The sequence below is a fragment of the Martelella sp. NC20 genome (genome assembly GCF_013459645.1).
GTDB lineage: Bacteria > Pseudomonadota > Alphaproteobacteria > Rhizobiales > Rhizobiaceae > Martelella.
In genome coordinates this window covers 3584179-3603702 of the sequence record NZ_CP054861.1, presented here as the reverse complement: position 1 = coordinate 3603702, position 19524 = coordinate 3584179, and the positions used below count along the sequence as shown (strand labels likewise).

Annotated in this window: 21 protein-coding genes and 1 pseudogene; 13 read left to right on the top strand and 9 right to left on the bottom strand. The window is 61.8% G+C overall.

Features of this window, described 5'->3' with window-relative positions; translation table 11 throughout:
- Positions 1 to 233 precede the first annotated feature (233 nt).
- Genes HQ843_RS17145 through HQ843_RS17125 form a run of 5 tightly spaced genes read left to right on the top strand, consistent with a single transcriptional unit; the run spans position 234 to position 5679 of the window.
- Positions 234 to 2129 carry a peptidylprolyl isomerase gene (locus HQ843_RS17145; RefSeq protein ID WP_180897182.1) on the top strand — a complete coding sequence of 632 codons (1896 nt, stop codon included), beginning with the start codon at positions 234 to 236 and terminating at the stop codon, positions 2127 to 2129.
- A gap of 12 nt (positions 2130 to 2141) precedes the next feature.
- A complete protein-coding gene (gene trpD, locus HQ843_RS17140) occupies positions 2142 to 3176 on the top strand; it encodes an anthranilate phosphoribosyltransferase (protein WP_180897183.1) in 1035 nt (344 codons plus the stop codon).
- A complete protein-coding gene (gene trpC, locus HQ843_RS17135; protein ID WP_180897184.1) occupies positions 3173 to 3982 on the top strand; it encodes an indole-3-glycerol phosphate synthase TrpC in 810 nt (269 codons plus the stop codon). Before trpD ends, trpC begins: the two co-directional genes overlap by 4 nt.
- Positions 3979 to 4470, top strand: coding sequence for a cyclic pyranopterin monophosphate synthase MoaC (gene moaC / locus HQ843_RS17130; protein ID WP_180897185.1), 492 nt, complete (start codon positions 3979 to 3981; stop codon positions 4468 to 4470). Before trpC ends, moaC begins: the two co-directional genes overlap by 4 nt.
- 3 nt (positions 4471 to 4473) lie before the next feature.
- Complete coding sequence (locus HQ843_RS17125; protein ID WP_180897186.1) at positions 4474 to 5679, top strand: molybdopterin molybdotransferase MoeA; 1206 nt, start codon at positions 4474 to 4476, stop codon at positions 5677 to 5679.
- 44 nt (positions 5680 to 5723) lie between these two features.
- Here HQ843_RS17125 and HQ843_RS17120 read toward each other — a convergent pair whose 3' ends face one another.
- On the bottom strand, positions 5724 to 6044 hold the full coding sequence (locus HQ843_RS17120; RefSeq protein WP_180897187.1) for a DUF1476 domain-containing protein: 321 nt from the start codon (positions 6042 to 6044) through the stop codon (positions 5724 to 5726).
- Positions 6045 to 6290: 246 nt separating this feature from the next.
- On the opposite strand from HQ843_RS17120, the gene HQ843_RS17115 reads away from it, so the two are divergent.
- The 4 genes from HQ843_RS17115 to HQ843_RS17100 all read left to right on the top strand — a co-directional run bounded on the left by HQ843_RS17115 (position 6291) and on the right by HQ843_RS17100 (position 8709).
- Positions 6291 to 7052: a phosphoribosylaminoimidazolesuccinocarboxamide synthase gene (locus tag HQ843_RS17115; protein WP_180897188.1), complete on the top strand. Its 762-nt coding sequence runs from the start codon at positions 6291 to 6293 to the stop codon at positions 7050 to 7052.
- 30 nt (positions 7053 to 7082) lie between these two features.
- Positions 7083 to 7325, top strand: a complete 243-nt coding sequence (gene purS, locus HQ843_RS17110; RefSeq protein WP_180897189.1) for a phosphoribosylformylglycinamidine synthase subunit PurS — start codon at positions 7083 to 7085, stop codon at positions 7323 to 7325.
- A gap of 11 nt (positions 7326 to 7336) precedes the next feature.
- The gene (gene purQ / locus HQ843_RS17105) at positions 7337 to 8011 is read left to right on the top strand and encodes a phosphoribosylformylglycinamidine synthase subunit PurQ (RefSeq protein WP_180897190.1); all 675 of its coding nucleotides are present in this window, start codon (positions 7337 to 7339) and stop codon (positions 8009 to 8011) included.
- 110 nt (positions 8012 to 8121) lie between these two features.
- Positions 8122 to 8709, top strand: a complete 588-nt coding sequence (locus HQ843_RS17100) for an acyloxyacyl hydrolase (RefSeq protein ID WP_180897191.1) — start codon at positions 8122 to 8124, stop codon at positions 8707 to 8709.
- A gap of 227 nt (positions 8710 to 8936) precedes the next feature.
- On the opposite strand, the gene HQ843_RS17095 is transcribed toward HQ843_RS17100, so the two are convergent.
- On the bottom strand, positions 8937 to 9353 hold the full coding sequence (locus HQ843_RS17095) for a winged helix-turn-helix transcriptional regulator (RefSeq protein WP_180897192.1): 417 nt from the start codon (positions 9351 to 9353) through the stop codon (positions 8937 to 8939).
- Positions 9354 to 9494: 141 nt separating this feature from the next.
- Here HQ843_RS17095 and HQ843_RS17090 point away from each other — a divergent pair, with 141 nt between their 5' ends.
- Positions 9495 to 10376, top strand: coding sequence for an SDR family oxidoreductase (locus tag HQ843_RS17090; protein ID WP_180897193.1), 882 nt, complete (start codon positions 9495 to 9497; stop codon positions 10374 to 10376).
- 18 nt (positions 10377 to 10394) lie between these two features.
- Here the strand turns inward: HQ843_RS17090 and HQ843_RS17085 are convergent, their stop codons facing one another.
- A complete protein-coding gene (locus tag HQ843_RS17085; protein ID WP_180897194.1) occupies positions 10395 to 11147 on the bottom strand; it encodes a pyridoxine 5'-phosphate synthase in 753 nt (250 codons plus the stop codon).
- A gap of 85 nt (positions 11148 to 11232) precedes the next feature.
- Positions 11233 to 12360: an ATP-dependent DNA helicase gene (locus HQ843_RS17080; RefSeq protein WP_180897195.1), complete on the bottom strand. Its 1128-nt coding sequence runs from the start codon at positions 12358 to 12360 to the stop codon at positions 11233 to 11235.
- A 133-nt stretch (positions 12361 to 12493) separates the two neighbouring features.
- On the opposite strand from HQ843_RS17080, the gene HQ843_RS17075 reads away from it, so the two are divergent.
- On the top strand, positions 12494 to 12880 hold the full coding sequence (locus tag HQ843_RS17075) for a COG4315 family predicted lipoprotein (protein WP_246710128.1): 387 nt from the start codon (positions 12494 to 12496) through the stop codon (positions 12878 to 12880).
- Positions 12780 to 13316: pseudogene (locus tag HQ843_RS30060) on the top strand (RNA polymerase sigma factor); the annotation flags it as partial. The gene HQ843_RS17075 and the pseudogene HQ843_RS30060, both read left to right, overlap by 101 nt.
- A 69-nt stretch (positions 13317 to 13385) precedes the next feature.
- Here HQ843_RS30060 and HQ843_RS17065 read toward each other — a convergent pair.
- The 4 genes from HQ843_RS17065 to HQ843_RS17050 form a co-directional block, all read right to left on the bottom strand.
- Positions 13386 to 13982, bottom strand: coding sequence for a LysE family translocator (locus HQ843_RS17065; protein WP_180897196.1), 597 nt, complete (start codon positions 13980 to 13982; stop codon positions 13386 to 13388).
- A gap of 370 nt (positions 13983 to 14352) precedes the next feature.
- Positions 14353 to 16737, bottom strand: a complete 2385-nt coding sequence (gene clpA / locus HQ843_RS17060; RefSeq protein ID WP_180897197.1) for an ATP-dependent Clp protease ATP-binding subunit ClpA — start codon at positions 16735 to 16737, stop codon at positions 14353 to 14355.
- Positions 16738 to 16747: 10 nt separating this feature from the next.
- Complete coding sequence (gene clpS / locus HQ843_RS17055) at positions 16748 to 17101, bottom strand: ATP-dependent Clp protease adapter ClpS (RefSeq protein WP_174800869.1); 354 nt, start codon at positions 17099 to 17101, stop codon at positions 16748 to 16750.
- A 317-nt stretch (positions 17102 to 17418) separates the two neighbouring features.
- Complete coding sequence (locus HQ843_RS17050) at positions 17419 to 18369, bottom strand: extensin-like domain-containing protein (RefSeq protein WP_180897198.1); 951 nt, start codon at positions 18367 to 18369, stop codon at positions 17419 to 17421.
- A gap of 278 nt (positions 18370 to 18647) precedes the next feature.
- Between HQ843_RS17050 and HQ843_RS17045 the strand changes: the two genes are divergently transcribed.
- Positions 18648 to 19037 carry an acyl-CoA thioesterase gene (locus tag HQ843_RS17045; RefSeq protein ID WP_180897199.1) on the top strand — a complete coding sequence of 130 codons (390 nt, stop codon included), beginning with the start codon at positions 18648 to 18650 and terminating at the stop codon, positions 19035 to 19037.
- Between the two features lie 49 nt (positions 19038 to 19086).
- Here the strand turns inward: HQ843_RS17045 and HQ843_RS17040 are convergent, their stop codons facing one another.
- Positions 19087 to 19440, bottom strand: coding sequence for a DMT family protein (locus HQ843_RS17040; protein ID WP_180897200.1), 354 nt, complete (start codon positions 19438 to 19440; stop codon positions 19087 to 19089).
- Between the last annotated feature and the right edge of the window lie 84 nt (positions 19441 to 19524).

Here is a 19524-nt window from a genome sequence, read left to right as displayed (position 1 = left end):
GTTCCATCCGGAGGGAATCGCGAAGTCGTCCAAAACCTGGGGTGATTCTGGCGGCAGGACCTTAAGAACATATTGCCGCGCGTTGTTTTGCGATCATGCTTAATATTTATGGTTAACGACCGGTTATCACCGCCTGTCGGACCGCCCGCCGCATCAGCGTCTTCAATTCGGTTGCATCTTCGTCTATGAAGCGTCACAAAACCGAAGGCTCGGCAAACAGGGACTGCACAATAATGCTTGAGACAATGCGCAAAGGCGCCCAGACTTGGGTCGCGAAACTCCTCTTGATCCTGCTGATCATCTCCTTCGGCGTATGGGGCGCATCGAGCGCGTTCTTTTCCAGCAATTCGGATGTGGTGGTCAAGGTCGGCGACAAGACCGTTTCGGCCAATGAATACCGTCTCGCCTATCAGCGCCAGTTGAACAGCCTCAGCAACCAGTTCGGCCGGCGGCTGACCGGCGAGGAAGCCCGCATGGTCGGCGTCGACCAGCAGGTCAATGCCCAGCTCGTCGCCGGAGCCTCCCTCGACCAGCTTGCCGACGACATGAATCTCGGCCTCTCCGAGGACCGGCTGGCGGAGATCATCGCCCAGGATCCGGCCTTCCAGAATGCCGATGGCCGTTTCGACCGTCAGCGCTTCAGCGCGCTGTTGCGCAATGTCGGCCTCAACGAGGATGATTACGTCGCCGAACGCAGCAAGGTCGCCGTGCGCTCCCAGATCGTCGACGGCATGGCGGATGGGTTCGTGCCCCCGAAAACGCTGGTGGACGCCATCAGCGAATACCGCAACCAGTCCCGCGGCGTCGACTACATCGTCCTCAACAACGCCTTCATCGAGCCTGTCAAATCGCCGGGCGAAGAGGTGCTGAAGCCGTGGTTCGAGCAGCGCAAGGCCGCCTACCGCGCGCCGGAATACCGCAAGCTTTCCTATGTGGCGCTCCATCCTTCCGACATCGCCGACCCGGATGCCGTCACCGATGCCGCCGTCCGCGAGGATTACGACGCCCGGATCGCAAGCTTCACCGCGCCGGAAGAGCGCCGCATCCAGCAGCTCACCTTCTCCGATCAGGCGGAAGCCGAACAGGCGGCCCAGGCGCTTGCGGATGGCGCCAAGACTTTCGATCAGCTTGTCAGCGAACAGGGCAGGTCCACCGGCGACGTCACGCTCGGCATCTATCGCAAGGGCCAGTTTCCCGACGCCGCGATCGACGAGGCCGCCTTTGCCATCGGGAAAGAGGGCGGCACCAGCGACGTCGTTCAGGGCAATTTCGGTCCGGTGATCCTGCGCGTCACCGCGATCTCGCCGGAACAGGTCACGCCGTTCGATCAGGTCAAGGACCGGATTCGTCAGGAGCTTGCCGAACGGCAGGCAGCCGATGACATTCTGAACGTCGAGAACCAGTATGAAGACCAGCGCGCGGGCGGCGCATCCATGGCCGATGCAGCGCAAAGCCTGGGCCTGACGCCGGTAACCATCGACGCCATCGATACCAGCGGCCACGATCAGAGCGGAACGCCCGTTGCCGATATTCCGCTCGGCACCGAGCTTGTCGCCGCCGCGTTCGACAGCGATACCGGGGTCGAGAACCTGCCGCTCACGCTCGATGATGGCGGCGTCGTCTGGTACGAGGTCGTCGACATCATCCCCTCGCGCGACCGTGAATTCGATGAAGTCCGCAGCCAGGTGGAAGCCGACTGGGCGGCCGAGCAGCAGCGCGATGCCCTTGCGGACAAGGCCAGCGAATTGCAGGCCCGCGTCGAGGGTGGCGAGAGCCTGCAGCAGATTGCCGACGAACTGGCGATCGACGTCAACAGCGCTCCGTCGGTCACCCGCACCGCGCAGAATGACGACCTCGGCCCGGAAGCCATTGCCGCAGCCTTCAGCGGCCCGCTCGGAACGGTTGCAACCGCGCCGCGCGACAGCGGAACCGAGCAGGTGGTGCTGAAGGTCGCGGCGGTGGTAAACCCTCTCGGCACATTGGCGGCCTCCGGCGACGATCAGGCGGTCAACGCGATCGCGGCCTATGCCGGCGATGACATCCTCGATGAAATGATCAACAAGCTGCAGGGTCAGTATGGCGTCTCGATCAATCAGACGCTCGCCCAGCAGGCCGTCAACATGCGATAGCGAGAGCGAACAATGTCGGAATTGAAGCCCTTCATCGCAAAGGTCGCCAGCGGCCAGTCGCTTTCCAGTGACGAGGCACGGCGAGCCTTCGATCTGCTGATGTCGGGCGAGGCCACGCCCTCGCAGATCGGCGGCTTCCTGATGGCGCTCAGGGTCAAGGGCGAAACGGTCGACGAGATCGTCGGCGCGGTCTCGACCATGCGCGCCAAGATGACGCCCGTCAAAGCGCCGGCCGATGCCATCGATATCGTTGGCACCGGCGGCGATGGCGCCGGGACCTACAACATCTCGACGCTGGCCGCGATCATCACTGCCGGCGCCGGGGTAACGGTCGCCAAACACGGCAACCGCGCGCTCAGTTCCCGCTCCGGCACCGCCGACAGCCTGTCCGAACTCGGGGTCGATCTCGATATCGCGCCGGCCCTGATCGAGGCCTGCCTGGAAGAGGCCGGCATCGGCTTCATGTTCGCCCAGAAACACCATGCGGCGATGCGCCATGTCGGCCCCTCCCGCGTGGAGCTTGGCACCCGCACGATCTTCAATCTGCTCGGTCCGCTTTCCAATCCCGCAGGCGTCAAGCGGCAATTGCTCGGCGTGTTTTCCGCCGAATGGGTGCGCCCGCTTGCCGAGGTCCTGCGCGACCACGGGTCGGAAAGGGTATGGGTCGTCCATGGCCAGGGCCTCGATGAAATCACCACGACGGGCGAGACGCTGGTGGCCGAGCTTGACGATGGCAAGATCCGGGAATTTACGCTGTCGCCTTCCGATTTCGGCGTGGCGCGGGCCGAGCTCAATGCGCTGCGCGGCGGCGATGGCAAGGTCAACGCTGCGGCGCTGCGCAAGGTGCTCGCCGGCGAAAGGAACGCCTATCGCGATATCGCGCTCTGCAATGCCGCCGCGGCCCTCGTGGTCGCGGGCAAGGCCGATACGGTTGCCGATGGCATGACAATCGCCACGGAAGCGCTGGAAAGCGGCAGGGCCGCCCTCGCGCTCGAACGGCTGGTCGCCGTTTCGAACCGCAAACCCGAACATGGAATCCGGCCATGACCGATATCCTGAAGAAGATCGAAGCCTACAAGCGCGAGGAAATCGCGGCCGCCAAAACCGCGGTTCCGCTCGCAGAACTGAAGGCCCGGATACGCGACAACGACAAGCCGCGCAGCTTTGCCGACGCGCTTCTCGGCCGGAAGGCTGCGGGCGAATTCGGCCTCATCGCCGAAATCAAGAAGGCAAGCCCCTCCAAGGGCCTGATCCGTCCGGATTTCGATCCGCCGGCCTTCGCCAAAGCCTATGAGGACGGTGGCGCGGCCTGCCTTTCGGTGCTCACCGATACGCCGAGCTTTCAAGGGGCACCGGAATTTCTGGCCGCCGCCAGGGCAGCCTGCGCGCTGCCCGCGCTGCGCAAGGATTTCATGTTCGAACCCTATCAGGTCCATGAGGCCCGCGCCTGGCAGGCGGATTGCATCCTGATCATCATGGCGAGCCTTTCCGATGATGAGGCCCGGCTTCTGGAAGAAACCGCCTTAGAACTCGGCATGGACGCGCTGATCGAGGTCCACGACGAGGCCGAATGCGAGCGGGCGCTGAAGCTCGCATCCCCTCTGATCGGCATCAACAACCGCAATCTGCGCACCTTCGAGGTCTCGCTTGAAACCAGCGAACGCATCGTTCCGATGATCCCGGAGGACCGGCTGATCGTTGGCGAAAGCGGCATTTTCGTTCATGACGACTGCCTGAGGCTGGCAAAGGCGGGCATATCCACCTTCCTCGTCGGTGAAAGCCTGATGCGCAAGGACGATATCGCCTCGGCGACCCGCGCGCTTTTGAAAGGCAGCGCCGAGGCGGCGTCATGACGGACAAGCCCGCCGGACTGACGCATATCGGAAAAACCGGCGAAGCCCGCATGGTCGATGTCGGCGCCAAGGCCGAAACGGTGCGCAGCGCCACGGCGGAAGGCCATGTCCGGATGCGACCGGAAACGCTGGCGCTGATCGAAAGCGGAAACGCTAAAAAAGGCGACGTGATCGCCACCGCCCGGCTTGCAGGCATCATGGGCGCGAAGCAGACCGCAAACCTCATCCCGCTCTGCCATCCGTTGATGCTGACGAAGATCGCCGTCGACATTGAAGCCGACCCCGCCCTTCCCGGCCTCCGGGTCGTCGCCACCGCATCGCTGACCGGCAGGACCGGGGTGGAGATGGAGGCGCTGACCGCCGTTTCCATCGCCTGCCTCACGATCTACGACATGGCCAAGGCCGCCGACCGCGACATGGAAATCGGGGCGATACGGCTGGTCGAAAAGTCCGGCGGCGCGAGCGGCGACTTCAAACGTGGAGGCTGACACATGGCCGATCCGCTGCTGAGCGTAGAAGACGCCGGCGAAATCCTGCTGGAACATGCCCCGCAGGTGGACGAATCGGAAACCGTGGCGCTGTCCGAGGCCGATGGCCGCGTGCTGGCCGAGGACGTCGCCTCCCGCATCACCCAGCCGCCCTTCGCGGCCTCCGCGATGGATGGCTATGCCGTTCGCGCGGCCGATATCGGTCCAAAGGGCGCGGAGCTTCAGGTGATCGGCGAGATCGCCGCCGGCGCAATGTCTGACGCGCATGTTACCGCCGGAACCGCGATGCGGATTTTCACCGGCGCACCGGTTCCGCAAGGCGCCGACTGTGTGGTGATACAGGAAAATACCGAGAGGCGCGGCGACGCTAACGTCTTTTTCAAAGCCCCGGCATCGGCCGGCGACAATATCCGCAATGCCGGACAGGATTTTGCTGCCGGCGATATCCTGCTGCGTCATGGCCGTCTTCTCAACGCGCGCGCGCTTTCGCTTGCAGCGTCTGCCGGCCACGGCACGCTTTCGGTCTTTCGCCGGCCCCGTGTCGCGGTGCTGGCGACGGGCAATGAACTGGTGCCGCCCGGCACGCTTCCCGGTCCCGGCCAGATTTCAGCTTCCGGCAGCGTTGCCATTGCCGCTCTTGCCCGCGGCAATGGCGCGGATGTCATCGATCTCGGCATTGCCGGCGACACCGAAGCAGACATCCGAAGGGCTGTCGAAAAGGCGGTCGAGGCCAGCGCCGACATTCTCATCACGATCGGCGGCGCATCGGTGGGCGATCACGACCTGATCCGTCCGACGCTTTCCGCCATGGGCATGGAACTCGATTTCTGGAAGATCGCCATGCGTCCGGGAAAGCCGCTGATGGTCGGGCGGCTTGCCGACATGCGGGTGCTCGGCCTGCCCGGCAACCCGGTCTCAAGTTTCGTCTGCGCACTGGTTTTCGCCGAGCCCCTGATTCGCCATATCGGCCGCCTGAAGCCGCTGGAGCGCGAGACGAGCGCCATTGCCGCGTCAGCGCTCGCCGAAAACGGCCCGCGTCAGCACTATATGCGCGGCTGTTTCGATGCCGACGGACGGGTCGAGATATTCGAGCGACAGGATTCCTCGCTACAAGCCACGTTGGCTGATGCCGATTGCCTGATCATCCGTCCGCCCTTTGCCGCAGCGGTTGACGCGGGCCAAACCGTCAGGATCGCGAAACTCGGCTGAACGGGTACGCTTTTCAGTAAAACAGCGTACCCGTTCAAGCCGTTTCAGGCGGGATCAGTGCTCTGAGTCGCAGCCAGCAAAAATTCGCTCATCTTGGCGTGAATGGTTTTCTCGTCCATTTCCACGCCGGCCGCGGTGAAGTCTTCCATCAGCTTGCCCGTCAGGTCGGCATCGCCGGCCTCGATGAAATGGCTGGCCATGACCTCGCTGATATAGGCCTGCTCGCCTTCACGGCCGAGCAGCTCTGCCGCCCAGTTGGCCAGCATGCGGTTGCGTCGCGCAACAGTATTGAACTGTGCATGTTGTTCCGCCGAATAGGCCGCCTCGTGAGCGCGACCCCGGTCTGCAAAGATTCGATCTGCCATGTGTGCCTCCCTGATAAACTCACCTATTAAGATGGTATGGTTCGCCGCCGTTGAGAAGAACCAAAGCCGCATTTGCTTCAAAAATCGTCCGCATGCGACAGTTTGTCATCAGCAAATCGTGCAAAACCGTAATTGCCTTGAAAAACACGTGGTTTTGATTGAGAAAGCGGCGCAAACTCGCTATTCCAGCGAAAGAGATGATATCAGCGCGCTCTCCCGCTGCGCGCCAACGTATACGAGACAGACATGAGTCGCCGCCGCCGGGTTTATGAAGGCAAGGGCAAAGTCCTTTATGAAGGCCCCGAGCCCGGGACCCTGATCCAGTTCTTCAAGGACGACGCCAGCACCGAACCGGGTGCAGGCACCGACGTGATCGACGGAAAAGGTGTTCTGAACAACCGCATTTCGGAATATGTCTTCGGGCATCTGAATGCGATCGGGATTCCCACCCATTTCATCCGCCGCCTCAACATGCGCGAGCAGCTCGTCCGCGAGGTCGAGATGATCCCGCTGATCGTCACCGTGCGCAACATCGCCGCGGGTTCGCTGTCGCGCCGGCTTGGCATCGAGGAGGGCGTTCCCCTGCCCCGCTCGATCGTCGAATTCAGCCTGAATTCGGATGAACTCGACAATCCGCTGGTGACCGAGGAACACATCACCGCCTTCGGCTGGGCATCGCCGCCCGAACTCGATGACATGATGGCGCTCGCGATCAGGATAAACGACTTTCTGTCCGGCCTGTTTCTGGGCGCGGGCATGCAGCTCGTCGATTTCAAGATCGAATGCGGCCGCCTGTTCGAGGGCGACATGATGCGCATCATCCTGGCCGACGAGATATCTCCCGACAGCTGCCGGCTGATGGATCTGGCGACCCGCCAGCGTCTCGATTCGCGCGTCGGGGGAAGCGACGGCACGTCCGTCAGCGCCTATTCCGAGGTCGCCCGCCGGCTCGGCATCATGAATGAGAACGAGCCGGCGCGGGCCGCCGGTCCCGTCCTGGTCAAATAGAATTTTCGAATAGAACTGAGGTTTAAGCCAGTGATCAACGCACGCGTCATCGTCACCTTGAAAAACGGCGTACTCGATCCGCAGGGAAAGGCGATCGAAGGCGCGCTGCATGGCCTCGGCTTCGATGGCCTTGCCGGCGCACGACAGGGCAAGGTCTTCGATCTGGTGATCGATACCGATGACCGCGCCACGGCGGAAGCCGATGTCGCCGCCATGTGCGAGAAGCTTCTGGCCAATATGGTGATCGAAAATTACGCCATCGAACTGAACTGATCGGAGCCGCCATGAAATCCGCTCTTATCCAGCTTCCGGGCCTCAATCGCGACCGTGACATGTTTGCGGCCCTCAGGCAGATCTCCGGCTCCGATCCGGTCACCGTCTGGCAGACCGAGACCGAATTGCCGGATGTCGACCTGATCGTGATCCCGGGCGGTTTTTCCTATGGCGATTACCTGCGCTGCGGGGCGATCGCCGCACGCATGCCGGTGATGCGCGCCGTCGCCGAGAAGGCGGCCGCGGGCGTCCGCGTCATCGGCGTGTGCAACGGGTTCCAGATCCTGCTCGAGGCCGGCCTTCTGCCGGGCGCCCTGATGCGCAATGCATCGCTGAAATTCGTCTGTCGCGAAGTGAAGCTCGAGGTCGCCAACAACCGCACCGTCTTTACCAGCGGCTATGCGGCCGGCGAAGTAATCCGCTGCCCGGTCGCCCATCACGACGGCAACTACTTCGCCGAGGCCGACACCCTTGCGGCACTGGAAGATCGCGGCCAGGTGGTGTTCCGCTATGCCGAGAGCACCAATCCCAACGGCTCCGTCAACGATATCGCCGGCCTCGTCAACGAAGCCGGCAATGTGCTGGGGATGATGCCCCACCCCGAAAACCTGATCGAACCGGCCCATGGCGGCACCGATGGAAGGCGTCTTTTCGAGGCGGCGCTCGGCCAGTTGGAGACTGCCTGAAATAAGCCATGTTTGACTTGACCTCGAACTATAAGAAGATCACTAATATGAGAAAGTGAAGCGGCGCGTTGCTGTTGCCAGAGTGATTCGAATAGGTCGAATATATGTACTTGAATAGGTTTTCGAAGTCGGCTGCGGGCTTCGCGGTCGCTTTGATATCCCTGACTACCGCCTCCGCCGCCGATATGAACGGCATTGGAAGTCCTTCCGCGCCGGTCCCCACAGACAGTATTTTCGACGAAGCCCGGTTCGAGGTCGCCGCCTCTCTTGGCGCCAAGTCGGATTTCGAGAGCGGCGTATTCCTGATTCCGAGCCTGTTCTTCGATCCGCTGCACAGCGAAGGCCGGGAGGGTTTCGACAAGTTCTTTCACCCCCGCTTCTTCCTGAGCGCCAGCATCTCGACCGATGACGAAGCATCGCAGCTCATGGCGGGCGCGAGCTGGAAATTTCCGCTTCTGGGGCCGACCTTCGCCGATATCGGCTTCGGCGGCGCCCTGACCAATGGCGATCTTGATGAAGGCGGCCGTGGGCCCGGCGTCGGCTCGCATGTGCTGTTTCACGAATACATTGCTCTCGGCGTCAATATCGACGAGAACTGGAGCCTGACGGCCACGGTGCGCCATTCCTCGAACGCCGATCTGGCGTCGCCGAACAGCGGCCTTACCTATGGCGGCATCGGGCTCGGCCGGAGTTTCTGATTCCCGTCGCGACCTCCCTGAAATCGCTCTGAAGCAGAACCGTGCCGGGCACGAAGCGCGGGGTGGCAACGATATTCTGGCGCCGCCTTTAAATCGCCGAAAAGTTAACCATATTTGGGAACTATACGGACACAGCCTACGTTTTGTAGCTATACGTTCGAAGATGACCCCCAAAGAAACGCCCCGGCATCCCCCCTGCTCCGGGGCGTTTCATTTTCCTGCCGTCCTCACAAGACCATGTCGCTCTCGGCCCGATCGAATGCGCTGCGCGCATCGCGTATCTGTCCGTGGTTGTCCTTCGCCCATGTGACCAGCAGCGAAAACGGCCCGAGAAAGGAACGACCTGTCTCCGTCAGATCGTAGACCACCTTGGGCGGCTTGGTCGGAAACACGGTGCGGGTGATGTAGCCATCCCGGTTGAGGTCCCTCAGCGTCTTGGTCAGCATCCGCTGCGAGATGTCCGGCGTGAGGCGCTTGAGTTCGGCAAAGCGCAGCGGCCCGCTCGAAAGCGCCATCAACAGCAGCGTGCTCCACTTTCCCGAAACCTGATTGAGCACATCGCGCACCGGACAATTCTCGACCATGTCGTCGGAGACGATTTCGGCGAGTTGCGCGCGGCTCCATACTGAAAGATCGTCAGCCATTCTTTCTCCCGGGCACAGCCGTGTAACCTGCGAACAAATTAAACCCGTCTTTACATCACCGCCAATCGCATTAAATGGAAGGCGGTCTCTTTTTGAGACTAGAGCTCATTGATAGTTTTACTCTTACAGGAAGACCTCTCCATGACCAACCCTACAATTCTCGTTACCGGCGCGTCCGGAAAGCTCGGCCGCGAAACGCTGGACTTTCTGCTGGCCGCCGGCAAGGATCCCGCCCGGATCATCGCCACCACGCGCGACGTGGCCAAGCTTGCCGACTATGCCGAAAAAGGCGTCGTCGTGCGGCAAGCCGATTTCAATGCGCCGGAAACCCTTGCGCCGGCCTTCGAAGGCGCAGAGCGTGTCGCGATCATCTCCACCGATGCCGTTGCCCCCGGCAGCGATCGGGTCGCGCAGCACAGCGCAGCCGTTGACGCCGCCAAAGCGGCCGGCGCCCGTCATATCGTCTACACCTCGCTGCCGGACCCCGAAGGTTCGCTGATCAGCTTTGCGGGCGATCATCTGGGGAGCGAAAAGGCGGTCAAGGAAAGCGGCCTCGGCTACACCATCCTGCGCAATACCTGGTATCAGGAAAACCTGCTGATGAGCCTGCCGCAGGCGTTGGAGCATGGCGGGATCATGTCTGCCGCCGGCAGCGGCAAGCTCAACTACATCGCGCACGAGGATTGCGCACGGGCGCTTGCGGCGGCCCTGCTTGCGGAAACCGACGAGAGCACGATCTATACGCTTGTCGGACCCGAGGGCCATTCCATCGACGATGTGGCGGCGCTGGCGCGTGAATTCAGCGGCAAGCCGCTTGCGGTCCAGCATGTCGACAGCGCCACGCTGCGCGCCACACTTCAGGGCGCCGGCCTGCCGCCCTTCCTCGTCGACATGCTCGTCAGTACCGACGACAACGTCCGCGCGGGCGGCTTCGACATCGTCAACGATGACTTCGAGCGCCTCACGGGTCACCGGCCAAGGCCGCTCCGCGCCTTCTTCGAGGAAAATCGCAACGCCTTTTAATCCGGAAGCGGCTGCCGCTCAGACCGGTTCACCGCAAGCATGGCGGAAGCGCCTGACGCTCTCCGCCATGCCGTATTCCAGAGCGTCCGCGGTAAGGCCGTGGCCGATCGAAACCTCAGCAAGGTCCGGTATCGCGGCGACGAGCGGCGGAAGGTTGGCGACGGTCAGGTCGTGGCCGGCGTTGACGCCGAGCCCCAGTTCACGGGCGAGCCGAGCGGTCTCGCCCAGTTGCGCCGCAAGCGCTACCTCCCGCGCGGGGTCGTCGAAACAGGCGCCATAGGGCCCGGTATAGAGTTCGATCCGGTCGGCGCCGCTGTCACGCGCGGCATTCAGCTCGGCCGCGCTCGCATCGCCATCGGCAAACATCGATATCCGGATATTCTTCTTCTTCAGCCGCTCGACCGCTTTTTTCAGCAGTTGCCGATGCTCGGCGAATTTCCAGCCATGATCCGATGTCGCCTGCTCCGGGTCGTCCGGCACCAGCGTCACCTGCTCGGGCTCGGCTTCCAGGCAAAGACCAATGAAAAAATCGCTCGGATAGCCCTCGATATTGAATTCCGCCTTAGGGAACTCGTCATCGATCAATGCCCGCAACACCGGCAGGTCGGAAAAACGGATATGGCGCTGGTCGGGCCGGGGATGCACCGTCAGGCCATGAGCGCCGGCTTGAAGCGCGATCCTGCCGAAATGGCGCACGCTGGGCCACGGCAGATCGCGCCGGTTGCGCAACTGGGCAATCGCATTCAGATTAACGGACAGCTTGGCAACCATGGCTCCCTCCAGATGTATCGCGCAGCGACGCGTATGGCCGTATATGCGACAATGCCTCAGTCGACGCAACAACAGGTTGCATCAATTACATAACCACCGTCAATTTTTCGGCCGCGCGCGTAATCGCCGTGTAAAGCCAGCGCTCCCGCGTGTCGCGGAACGCCCAGCTTTCATTGAACAGCACGACATTGTTCCATTGCGAGCCCTGGGCCTTGTGGACCGTGAGGGCGTAGCCATAGTCGAAATCATCATAGCGCTTCTTGGTCGACCACGGGATTTCGGTTCCGCTGTCCTCGAATGCGGCCTTCAGCAGCTTGATGCGGGAAGCACCGCGATCGGGATCGTCCTCTTCCGGGTTTACCAGCAGGTTGATGCCGGGCTTCACGGTTTCGCGCGAAGACGACAGCACCTTCCAGAGCGAACCGTTGAGCAGGCCCTTCGCCGGATCGTTTCTGAGGCATACGAGCTTGTCGCCGGCTTGCGGGTGAACTTGTGAGAAGCCCTTCAACTCGCGCAGACGCTGGTTATAGCGCCTTCGGGTGCGGTTGGTGCCGACCAGAACCTGATCGGCCTCCAGCACAAGTTCCTGGGTGACGTCATGCTTGGATATCACCTTGGCCTGGCCGTAATCGCCATAGCCGATCTCACTGCCCTCGCGCACCTTCATGGCGAGATCGATGATCGGATTGTCGCGGGCCTGGCGATGGATTTCGGTCAGCAGGAAATCGGGGTCGTGATTGGTGAAATAGCCGCCGCCCGAGACCGGCGGCAACTGGCCGGGATCGCCGAGCACCAGCACCGGCGTACCGAAGGACACCAGATCCTGACCGAGCTTTTCGTCGACCATCGAGCATTCGTCGATGATGATCAGCGCCGCCTTGGCGAGCGGGCTCTGGCGGTTGAGGGTGAACATCGGCGACACCGAGGTCTTGCCGGTCTCCTCGTCCTCGATCATCTCCTCGCCCTTGGGGCGATAGATCAGCGAATGGATGGTGCGGGCATTGGTGGCCCCGCGCGAGCGCAGCACCTGCGCCGCCTTGCCGGTGAAGGCGGCAAACAGCACGTCGCCATCGACATGCTCGGCGAAATAGCGCGCAAGCGTGGTCTTGCCCGTTCCGGCAAAACCGAAAAGGCGAAACACCGGCGCCCGGCCTTCCTTCAGCCAGCGGGCCACCGCCTGTAACGCTTCATCCTGTTGCGGTGAGAATTCCATGTGCGTGAATTGGCAGGATTCGCCGTCCTTGGGCAACATAAAATCGCAAGCTGCGGGAATAAACCGGCATGCTGAGGTGTCTATAACACGTATCGACCGCAATCAGCGGTTATCACGACACGGAAAAACAACCATGATGAAGACAACGATCCTCGCAGCCGTCGCCCTTGCAGCCTTTGCCGGCATTGCCCAAGCCGGCACCACAACCTTCCAGGCCGTCAATACGCCTGACGGCCAGGTTCTCGCCGGCCAGAACGGCCTGACGCTTTACACCTATGACAAGGACGCAAGGGACCAATCCGTTTGCTACGGTAGCTGCGCCCAAAATTGGCCCCCATATATCGCCAACTCATCCGCGCAACCGTTTGCACATTACAGCTTTGTGGTGCGCAAGGATGGTCAGAGACAATGGGCACTGAATGGCGAACCTCTCTACTTCCGCGCCGCGGACAAGAAAACCGGCGATATCACCGGCCAGAACGCCGATAGCGGCAACTGGCAGGTGGCGCGCCCGGCATGATCGCCGTCAGCCGGCGCAGCGTCCATGCGAGGCTGCGCCGCCGCGTCCCGAATTCGAGACCGAGCTCGTGCGTCAGTTGCCGCGCCTTCGCCGCACCGCCGGAGCGCTTACCGGATCGGCCGCGGACGGCGATGACCTGTTGCAGAATGCGCTCGTGGTCGCGTTCGAGCGGCGCCTGCAATGGCGGGGTGAAAATCTCGCAGGCTGGCTCTGCGCGATCATGCGCCACATCGACGCCAACCGCCGCCGCCATGAACGCGTTCTGCCGATGATGGTCCTTGATGAGGATTGCGGACTTGACGACCATTCGGCAGAAGCCGTCGAAATCGAACGGCTCGGCGTCGAGGCCGCGCTCGACACGCTCGAACCCCATTTTCGCGCGATCGTGATCCTGAGGGATATCGAGGGCTATGGCTACGAGGAGATCGCGGCCATGCTCGCTATTCCGCTCGGCACGGTGATGTCGCGCCTGTCGCGGGCACGCCATCGGCTGGCAATCGCGCTTTCAGGCGAGCATCGGCCAGAGGCTCGCGACCAGCAGGACCGCCATACCGATATTGAACCATTTGAGCCGGCTACCCGCGGACAGCCAGTCCCGCAGCCCCGCACCGAATCCGCCCCAGATCGAAAGGCTCGGTACCGACACCACGCCGAAAATGCCTGAAACCAGCGCCACCGAGAGCACATAATGTTCCGGATCGGTATAAACCGACATCGCCGTCAGCGACATGATCCAGGCCTTGGGGTTGACCCACTGAAACGCCGCGGCCTGAAGGAAGGTCAACGGACGGCCGGAAACCGCCCGGCCCGAGGACATCTGACGGGTGTTCGCGATCTTCCAGGCGATCCAGAGCAGATAGGCGGCACCGGCGACCTTGGCGACGATCAACAGCTTCGGAAACGCGCTGATCACCGCGCCAAGCCCAGCCCCGATGGAAGCCATCAGCAGCACGAAGCCGATCACAACGCCCGCCATGTGCGGGATCGTGCGCAGCAAGCCGAAATTGACCGTGGATGTGAACACCATGAAATTGTTCGGCCCGGGGGTCAGGGAGGCCGCGATAGCAAAGCCGATCAGGGCCAGCAATGTTTCATGGGTCATGTTCCCGCTTCCTTGACCGATATTACCGCCAGCAAAGACCTCCCCGCGCCAAGAAGGGGAAGGCCATTGGCAAACTTCTACCTTTTATTGCGGATCGGGAACAAGCTTTTCTGATATCCGGGAGCCCGTAGCTCAAGCCATCCGCGCACGAGAATCCGGCCTTGTGGGCGGCAAACGGCACGTGCGTGGCGGTCGCAAGCGGGCGCGCGATGCGCTCGCTGCTCTCAGCGCCTCAGAAAAGGATGGTGGAAACAGGCCTACGGCCACCGAGAGGCCTCGGTAAAGCCTCCAGGTCCGCCATATCTTCCCACGTCCGCGAAAACGCGTCGCAGCAAAAAGAGCGGGTCCGCGCTAAGGCGGACCCGCAAGATCACGTATCGGCTGCGGATTTCCGGGCCGCCTTGCCGGATTTGCCCTTGGGACCATCGGACTTGAGTTCGCTGGGCCTGATCGGGGTGGTCTCCGGAATTGCCTCCAGCGACAGTTCCTGCTTGCCATCCTTCTCGGTCACGCCGACACGGACCACGCCGCCCTTCTTGAGCTTGCCGAACAGGATCTCGTTGGCGAGCGGCTTCTTGATGTGTTCCTGGATCACCCGCGACAGCGGCCGCGCGCCCATCTTTTCGTCGTAGCCGCGTTCGGCGAGCCACTCGACGGCCTTGTCCTCCAGTTCGAAGGTGATATTGCGTTCCGAAAGCTGGCTTTCGAGCTGCATGACGAACTTCTGGACGACCTGGTGGATAACCTCGGTCGGCAGCGGCGCGAACTGGATGATCGCGTCGAGACGGTTGCGGAACTCCGGCGTGAAGATGCGGTTGAGCGCTTCCTCGTCCTCGCCGGTGCGCCGCGATGACCCGAAACCGATGGCCGATTTCGACATCTCGGCCGCGCCCGCATTGGTCGTCATGATCAGGATGACGTTGCGGAAATCGATCTTCTTGCCGTTGTGGTCGGTCAGCGAGCCATGGTCCATCACCTGCAACAGGATGTTGTAGATATCCGGATGCGCCTTTTCGATCTCGTCCAGCAGCACGACGCAATGCGGGTGCTGGTCGACGCCATCGGTCAGCAGGCCGCCCTGATCGAAGCCGACATAGCCGGGAGGCGCGCCGAGCAGACGCGAGACCGTGTGCCGCTCCATGTATTCCGACATGTCGAAGCGCAACAGCTCGACGCCGAGCGAGGAGGCAAGCTGCTTCGACACCTCGGTCTTGCCGACGCCCGTCGGGCCGGAGAAGATGTAGGAGCCGATCGGCTTGTTGGGTTCGCGCAGGCCGGCCCGGGCGAGCTTGATCGACGTCGCCAGCGCATCGATCGCGTTGTCCTGCCCGTAAACCACGGAACGCAGTTCCTGCTCCAGATTGGCGAGCACCTGCTCGTCGTCCTTGGAAACGGTCTTCGGCGGGATCCGGGCCATGGTCGCGACCGTCGCCTCGATCTCCCTTTCGGTGATCATCTTGCGCCGCCTGGAAACCGGCACCAGCATCTGCGCAGCACCACTCTCGTCGATCACGTCGATCGCCTTGTCCGGCAGCTTGCGGTCGGTGATGTAGCGCGCCGAGAGTTCCACCGCCGCCTTGATGGCTTCGTTGGTGTAGCGCAGGTTGTGGTATTCCTCGAAATAGGGCTTCAGCCCCTTCATGATCGCGATGGTATCGTCCACGGATGGTTCGTTGACATCGATCTTCTGGAACCGGCGCACCAGCGCCCGGTCCTTTTCGAAGAACTGGCGGTATTCCTTGTAGGTGGTCGAACCGATGCAGCGGATCGCGCCCGATGACAGCGCGGGCTTCAACAGGTTGGAGGCATCCATCGCCCCGCCCGAAGTCGCGCCGGCGCCGATCACGGTATGGATCTCGTCGATGAACAGCACCGCGCCTTCATACTCCTCGAGTTCCTTGACGACCTGCTTCAGCCGCTCCTCGAAATCGCCGCGGTAGCGGGTGCCGGCCAGAAGCGTGCCCATGTCGAGCGAGAAGATGGTGGCATCGATCAGCGCCTCGGGCACCTTGCCCTCGACGATCCGCTTGGCGAGGCCTTCGGCAATCGCCGTCTTGCCCACGCCGGGATCGCCGACATAGAGCGGATTGTTCTTCGAGCGGCGGCACAGCACCTGAATGGTGCGGTTGACCTCGGCGTCGCGGCCGATCAGCGGGTCGATCTTGCCGCTCAGCGCCTTTTCGTTGAGGTTGACGCAATAGGCCTTCAGCGCGTCCGGCTGCTTGCGGGCGCTGTCCTCGCTCTCGCGCGGGCTGCCGGTATCGCTTTCCTCCGGCTCGTTGACGCCCCGCGGGGTGCGGGTCTCGGACGCGCCGGGACGCTTGCCGATGCCGTGGGAAATGTAGTTCACGGCGTCATAGCGCGTCATCTCCTGCTGCTGCAGGAAATAGGCGGCATGGCTCTCGCGCTCGGCGAAAATCGCCACAAGCACGTTGGCGCCGGTCACCTCTTCGCGACCGGAGGACTGCACATGGATCACCGCCCGCTGAATGACGCGCTGGAAGCCGGATGTCGGCTTGGAATCCTCGTCATAGCCGGTGATCAGGTTTGCGAGTTCGGTATCGACATATTCGGTTACAATCTTGCGCAACGCGTCGAGATCGACATTGCAGGCCCCCATGACGGCGGCTGCATCGCCATCATCGATCAACGCCAGCAGGAGGTGTTCCAGCGTCGCATATTCGTGGTGCCGGTCATTGGCATAGGTCAGAGCTTGATGCAGCGCCTTTTCAAGACTGGGGGAGAAAGTTGGCACGATCAGATCCTCACTTCTTTTCCATGACACATTGCAATGGATGTTGATGCTGGCGCGCGAAATCCATCACCTGGCTGACCTTGGTTTCGGCCACTTCAAAGGTAAAGACCCCGCATTCGCCCACGCCATTGTTGTGAACGTTGAGCATGATTCGGGTCGCCGCTTCGCGATCCTTCTGGAAGAAACGCTCCAGAATATGGATGACAAATTCCATTGGTGTGTAGTCATCATTCAACAGGAGAACCCGGTATAGACTGGGTTTCTTTGTTTTCGGCTTGGTACGCGCGATGACCGCCGTTCCGCGGCTCGGATTGTCCCCGTTCTTGGAGGGATCGTTCTGCATCCGGATCGACATCGCGATCATTCTCACTAACTCCGTAAGTCTCTCAGGCGTGTTCACCAAGTCTTTTGTTGGTGCTCATATCTGTATCTACCGAGTCCGTTTCAAGCTCCCTTCGACTGATCCGATCTTAATGCCGATGCTCCGGCCTTGTCATTAACAAAATAGCGGAATTCCGAGCATCTTGAGATTGTGCAAAAACGGGTCGCGCCCGCGAAAGTCGCGCGCCTCCGCCATCGCCGCGGTCGAAACAGCGCAACGAGAAGGAAATGAATCGCAAAGACAGGGGCGGCGGGAAGCCTGAAACGACAGCGCTACCGTGATCCAGAACGGCGCGGGGCCTACTTGCAGTAGCTCCGGTCGGAATTGCGCTGCATCAGGTCGAAGTGAAGGTGGTCGTCATGCTTGGGGTAACCCGGGCCGAGAACGGTGTTGAAATAGTCGCAGCCGCTGGCGCGAACCGTTTTCAGCAGGCCTTTTTCCCGGAAGGCGAAAAAGCTCTTGGACGATACGTCGATGGTTTTTCCGGTATTCAGGGTAAAGCCGCCGACATCGATGGCGTTGCCCTGCGAATGTTCCGACCATGCGCGGGTCCCGGTGCCGTTGTTCATGCGCCGGCAGGAATAACCGCCCATGGTGTTCACCGACTTGAGCCCGGTGAGGTAGCGTACGCGCGCGGCGGGCGCGACATCGTTCTGGACCCATTCGGCGAAGGCAAGCGCCGTCTGGCAATTGACCGTGACATTGGGCGAGACCGCGATCTTGCCCGAAAGCGATTGCAGCTTGACGGGGTAGGCAATGCCGCAATGACTGCCGTTCGCAATCTCCTCGACATCGGAAAAGCTTACGCCCATTTCCCTGAGCGAACTGCGGCACTGGCGTTCGGCAAGCGGCATCAGCCCGGGCAAGCGGCCCTTCTGAGCCGAAGCGCCGGCGCCTGGATCGCTCAGCGGCAGAAGCGAGGCGGTTTGGATCGGGTCGATACCGGCATCCGGCGCCGGGCTCTCCGGCTTGATGTCGGCGGGCGTCAGCGGCGCGGCGGCGTTGGCCGCCACCACGGCGGCCTCCTCCTTGGTCGAGATGCCGAGATAGCTGTCGATCGGCACGCCCGCTTCGGTTTCGGTGCTGGCGATCAGTTGCTCGATCGAGGGCGGCGGCTCCGGCGCGGCGGCGGGAGCCTGTGTCGCTACCGCTGTAGCGGCGACCTGTTGCAGCGGCCCCTGCCCGGCTTCGTCGCCGCGGGTGACGACCTGGGTCCCCTTGTCGCTGGTATCGACGGAAAAAGACGTCATCAATCCGCCGATGGAACAACCGGTGAGCGTTGCCGCAATGGCTGCCAATGAAACCGCACGTCGCAAGGGAAACGTCATACTGAACCGAAACTGCGTTGATACTCCGAACCCGAGTAGACCAGACAAGAGTAAACAAATGCTTTTGGATCGATGCGCGATGTTCAAAAGGCGACCGGTATTGCCGCTTGGCAAACATGCCCCGAGTTGCAATTCCCCACCCGTGCAATATTGTCTGGACCTGATCAGGGTGAAGCGCCCGAAAACGACAGGAGAGCTAAATGAATGACGAGAAATCACCCAATGGCAACCTGACCATGCGCACCGTTGCGATGCCGGCCAATGCCAATCCGTCAGGCGATATTTTCGGCGGCTGGGTGATGTCGCAGATGGACCTTGCCGCCTATGTGGCCTCCTCCGAGCGCGCCGCGAACAGGACCGTCACCGCCGCCGTGAATTCGATGGCGTTCGAACAGCCGGTCAAGGTCGGTGATACGCTCTGCGTCTACACCTCGTTCGAGAGGGTCGGACGGACCTCGATGACGGTCCATGTCGAAGCCTGGGTCCACCGCCATCGCATGCCGAACCGGGAACAGGTGACCGCCGCGCAGTTCGTGATGGTGGCGATGGATGACAGCGGCAAGCCCGCGGTGGTGCCGCCGGAGGCATGACAGGCCGGGCCAAGCCAGTCCATTCGACGTCGTTTACATCAATGATCGCTCATGCGCGGAAGATGAACGCCGCGCCGAGCGCAATCAGCGCGAAACCGATGACATGGTTGATGGTGATAGCCTCCTTCAGCCACAACACCGAGAAGCCGGAAAACACCAGCAGCGTGATGATCTCCTGGATCGTCTTCAACTGCGCGGTCGAGTATACCGACGCGCCGATCCTGTTGGCCGGAACCGCGAGGCAGTATTCGAAAAAAGCGATCCCCCACGCGACGATGATCACGAGCAGCAGCGGTGCGCTTTTGAATTTCAGATGACCGTACCATGCAAAGGTCATGAACACGTTCGAGCAGACCAGCATCACAACCGGCCAGATGGCCGCAGGCGAAAGCGAAAAGGGCATGAATTTTCTCCGGAGACACGGCCGCCAATGCAGCTGCCAGCGTTCTTAGCGCAAACATCTGAAACCGGCATCAGAAAATTCAAC

Bases quoted from the DNA above. Each gene is read 5' to 3' on its own strand.
- HQ843_RS17065 (WP_180897196.1), bottom strand. From the start codon at position 13,982: ATGACCCATGAAACATTGCTGGCCCTGATCGGCTTTGCTATCGCGGCC.
- HQ843_RS17120 (WP_180897187.1), bottom strand. From the start codon at position 6,044: ATGGCAGATCGAATCTTTGCAGACCGGGGTCGCGCTCACGAGGCGGCC.
- HQ843_RS17080 (WP_180897195.1), bottom strand. From the start codon at position 12,360: ATGGAATTCTCACCGCAACAGGATGAAGCGTTACAGGCGGTGGCCCGC.
- HQ843_RS17090 (WP_180897193.1), top strand. From the start codon at position 9,495: ATGACCAACCCTACAATTCTCGTTACCGGCGCGTCCGGAAAGCTCGGC.
- HQ843_RS17085 (WP_180897194.1), bottom strand. From the start codon at position 11,147: ATGGTTGCCAAGCTGTCCGTTAATCTGAATGCGATTGCCCAGTTGCGC.
- clpS (WP_174800869.1), bottom strand. From the start codon at position 17,101: ATGATCGCGATGTCGATCCGGATGCAGAACGATCCCTCCAAGAACGGG.
- HQ843_RS17075 (WP_246710128.1), top strand. From the start codon at position 12,494: ATGATGAAGACAACGATCCTCGCAGCCGTCGCCCTTGCAGCCTTTGCC.
- HQ843_RS17095 (WP_180897192.1), bottom strand. From the start codon at position 9,353: ATGGCTGACGATCTTTCAGTATGGAGCCGCGCGCAACTCGCCGAAATC.
- HQ843_RS17045 (WP_180897199.1), top strand. From the start codon at position 18,648: ATGAATGACGAGAAATCACCCAATGGCAACCTGACCATGCGCACCGTT.
- moaC (WP_180897185.1), top strand. From the start codon at position 3,979: ATGACGGACAAGCCCGCCGGACTGACGCATATCGGAAAAACCGGCGAA.
- trpC (WP_180897184.1), top strand. From the start codon at position 3,173: ATGACCGATATCCTGAAGAAGATCGAAGCCTACAAGCGCGAGGAAATC.
- HQ843_RS17115 (WP_180897188.1), top strand. From the start codon at position 6,291: ATGAGTCGCCGCCGCCGGGTTTATGAAGGCAAGGGCAAAGTCCTTTAT.
- trpD (WP_180897183.1), top strand. From the start codon at position 2,142: ATGTCGGAATTGAAGCCCTTCATCGCAAAGGTCGCCAGCGGCCAGTCG.
- HQ843_RS17125 (WP_180897186.1), top strand. From the start codon at position 4,474: ATGGCCGATCCGCTGCTGAGCGTAGAAGACGCCGGCGAAATCCTGCTG.
- HQ843_RS17050 (WP_180897198.1), bottom strand. From the start codon at position 18,369: ATGACGTCTTTTTCCGTCGATACCAGCGACAAGGGGACCCAGGTCGTC.
- HQ843_RS17145 (WP_180897182.1), top strand. From the start codon at position 234: ATGCTTGAGACAATGCGCAAAGGCGCCCAGACTTGGGTCGCGAAACTC.
- purQ (WP_180897190.1), top strand. From the start codon at position 7,337: ATGAAATCCGCTCTTATCCAGCTTCCGGGCCTCAATCGCGACCGTGAC.
- HQ843_RS17040 (WP_180897200.1), bottom strand. From the start codon at position 19,440: ATGCCCTTTTCGCTTTCGCCTGCGGCCATCTGGCCGGTTGTGATGCTG.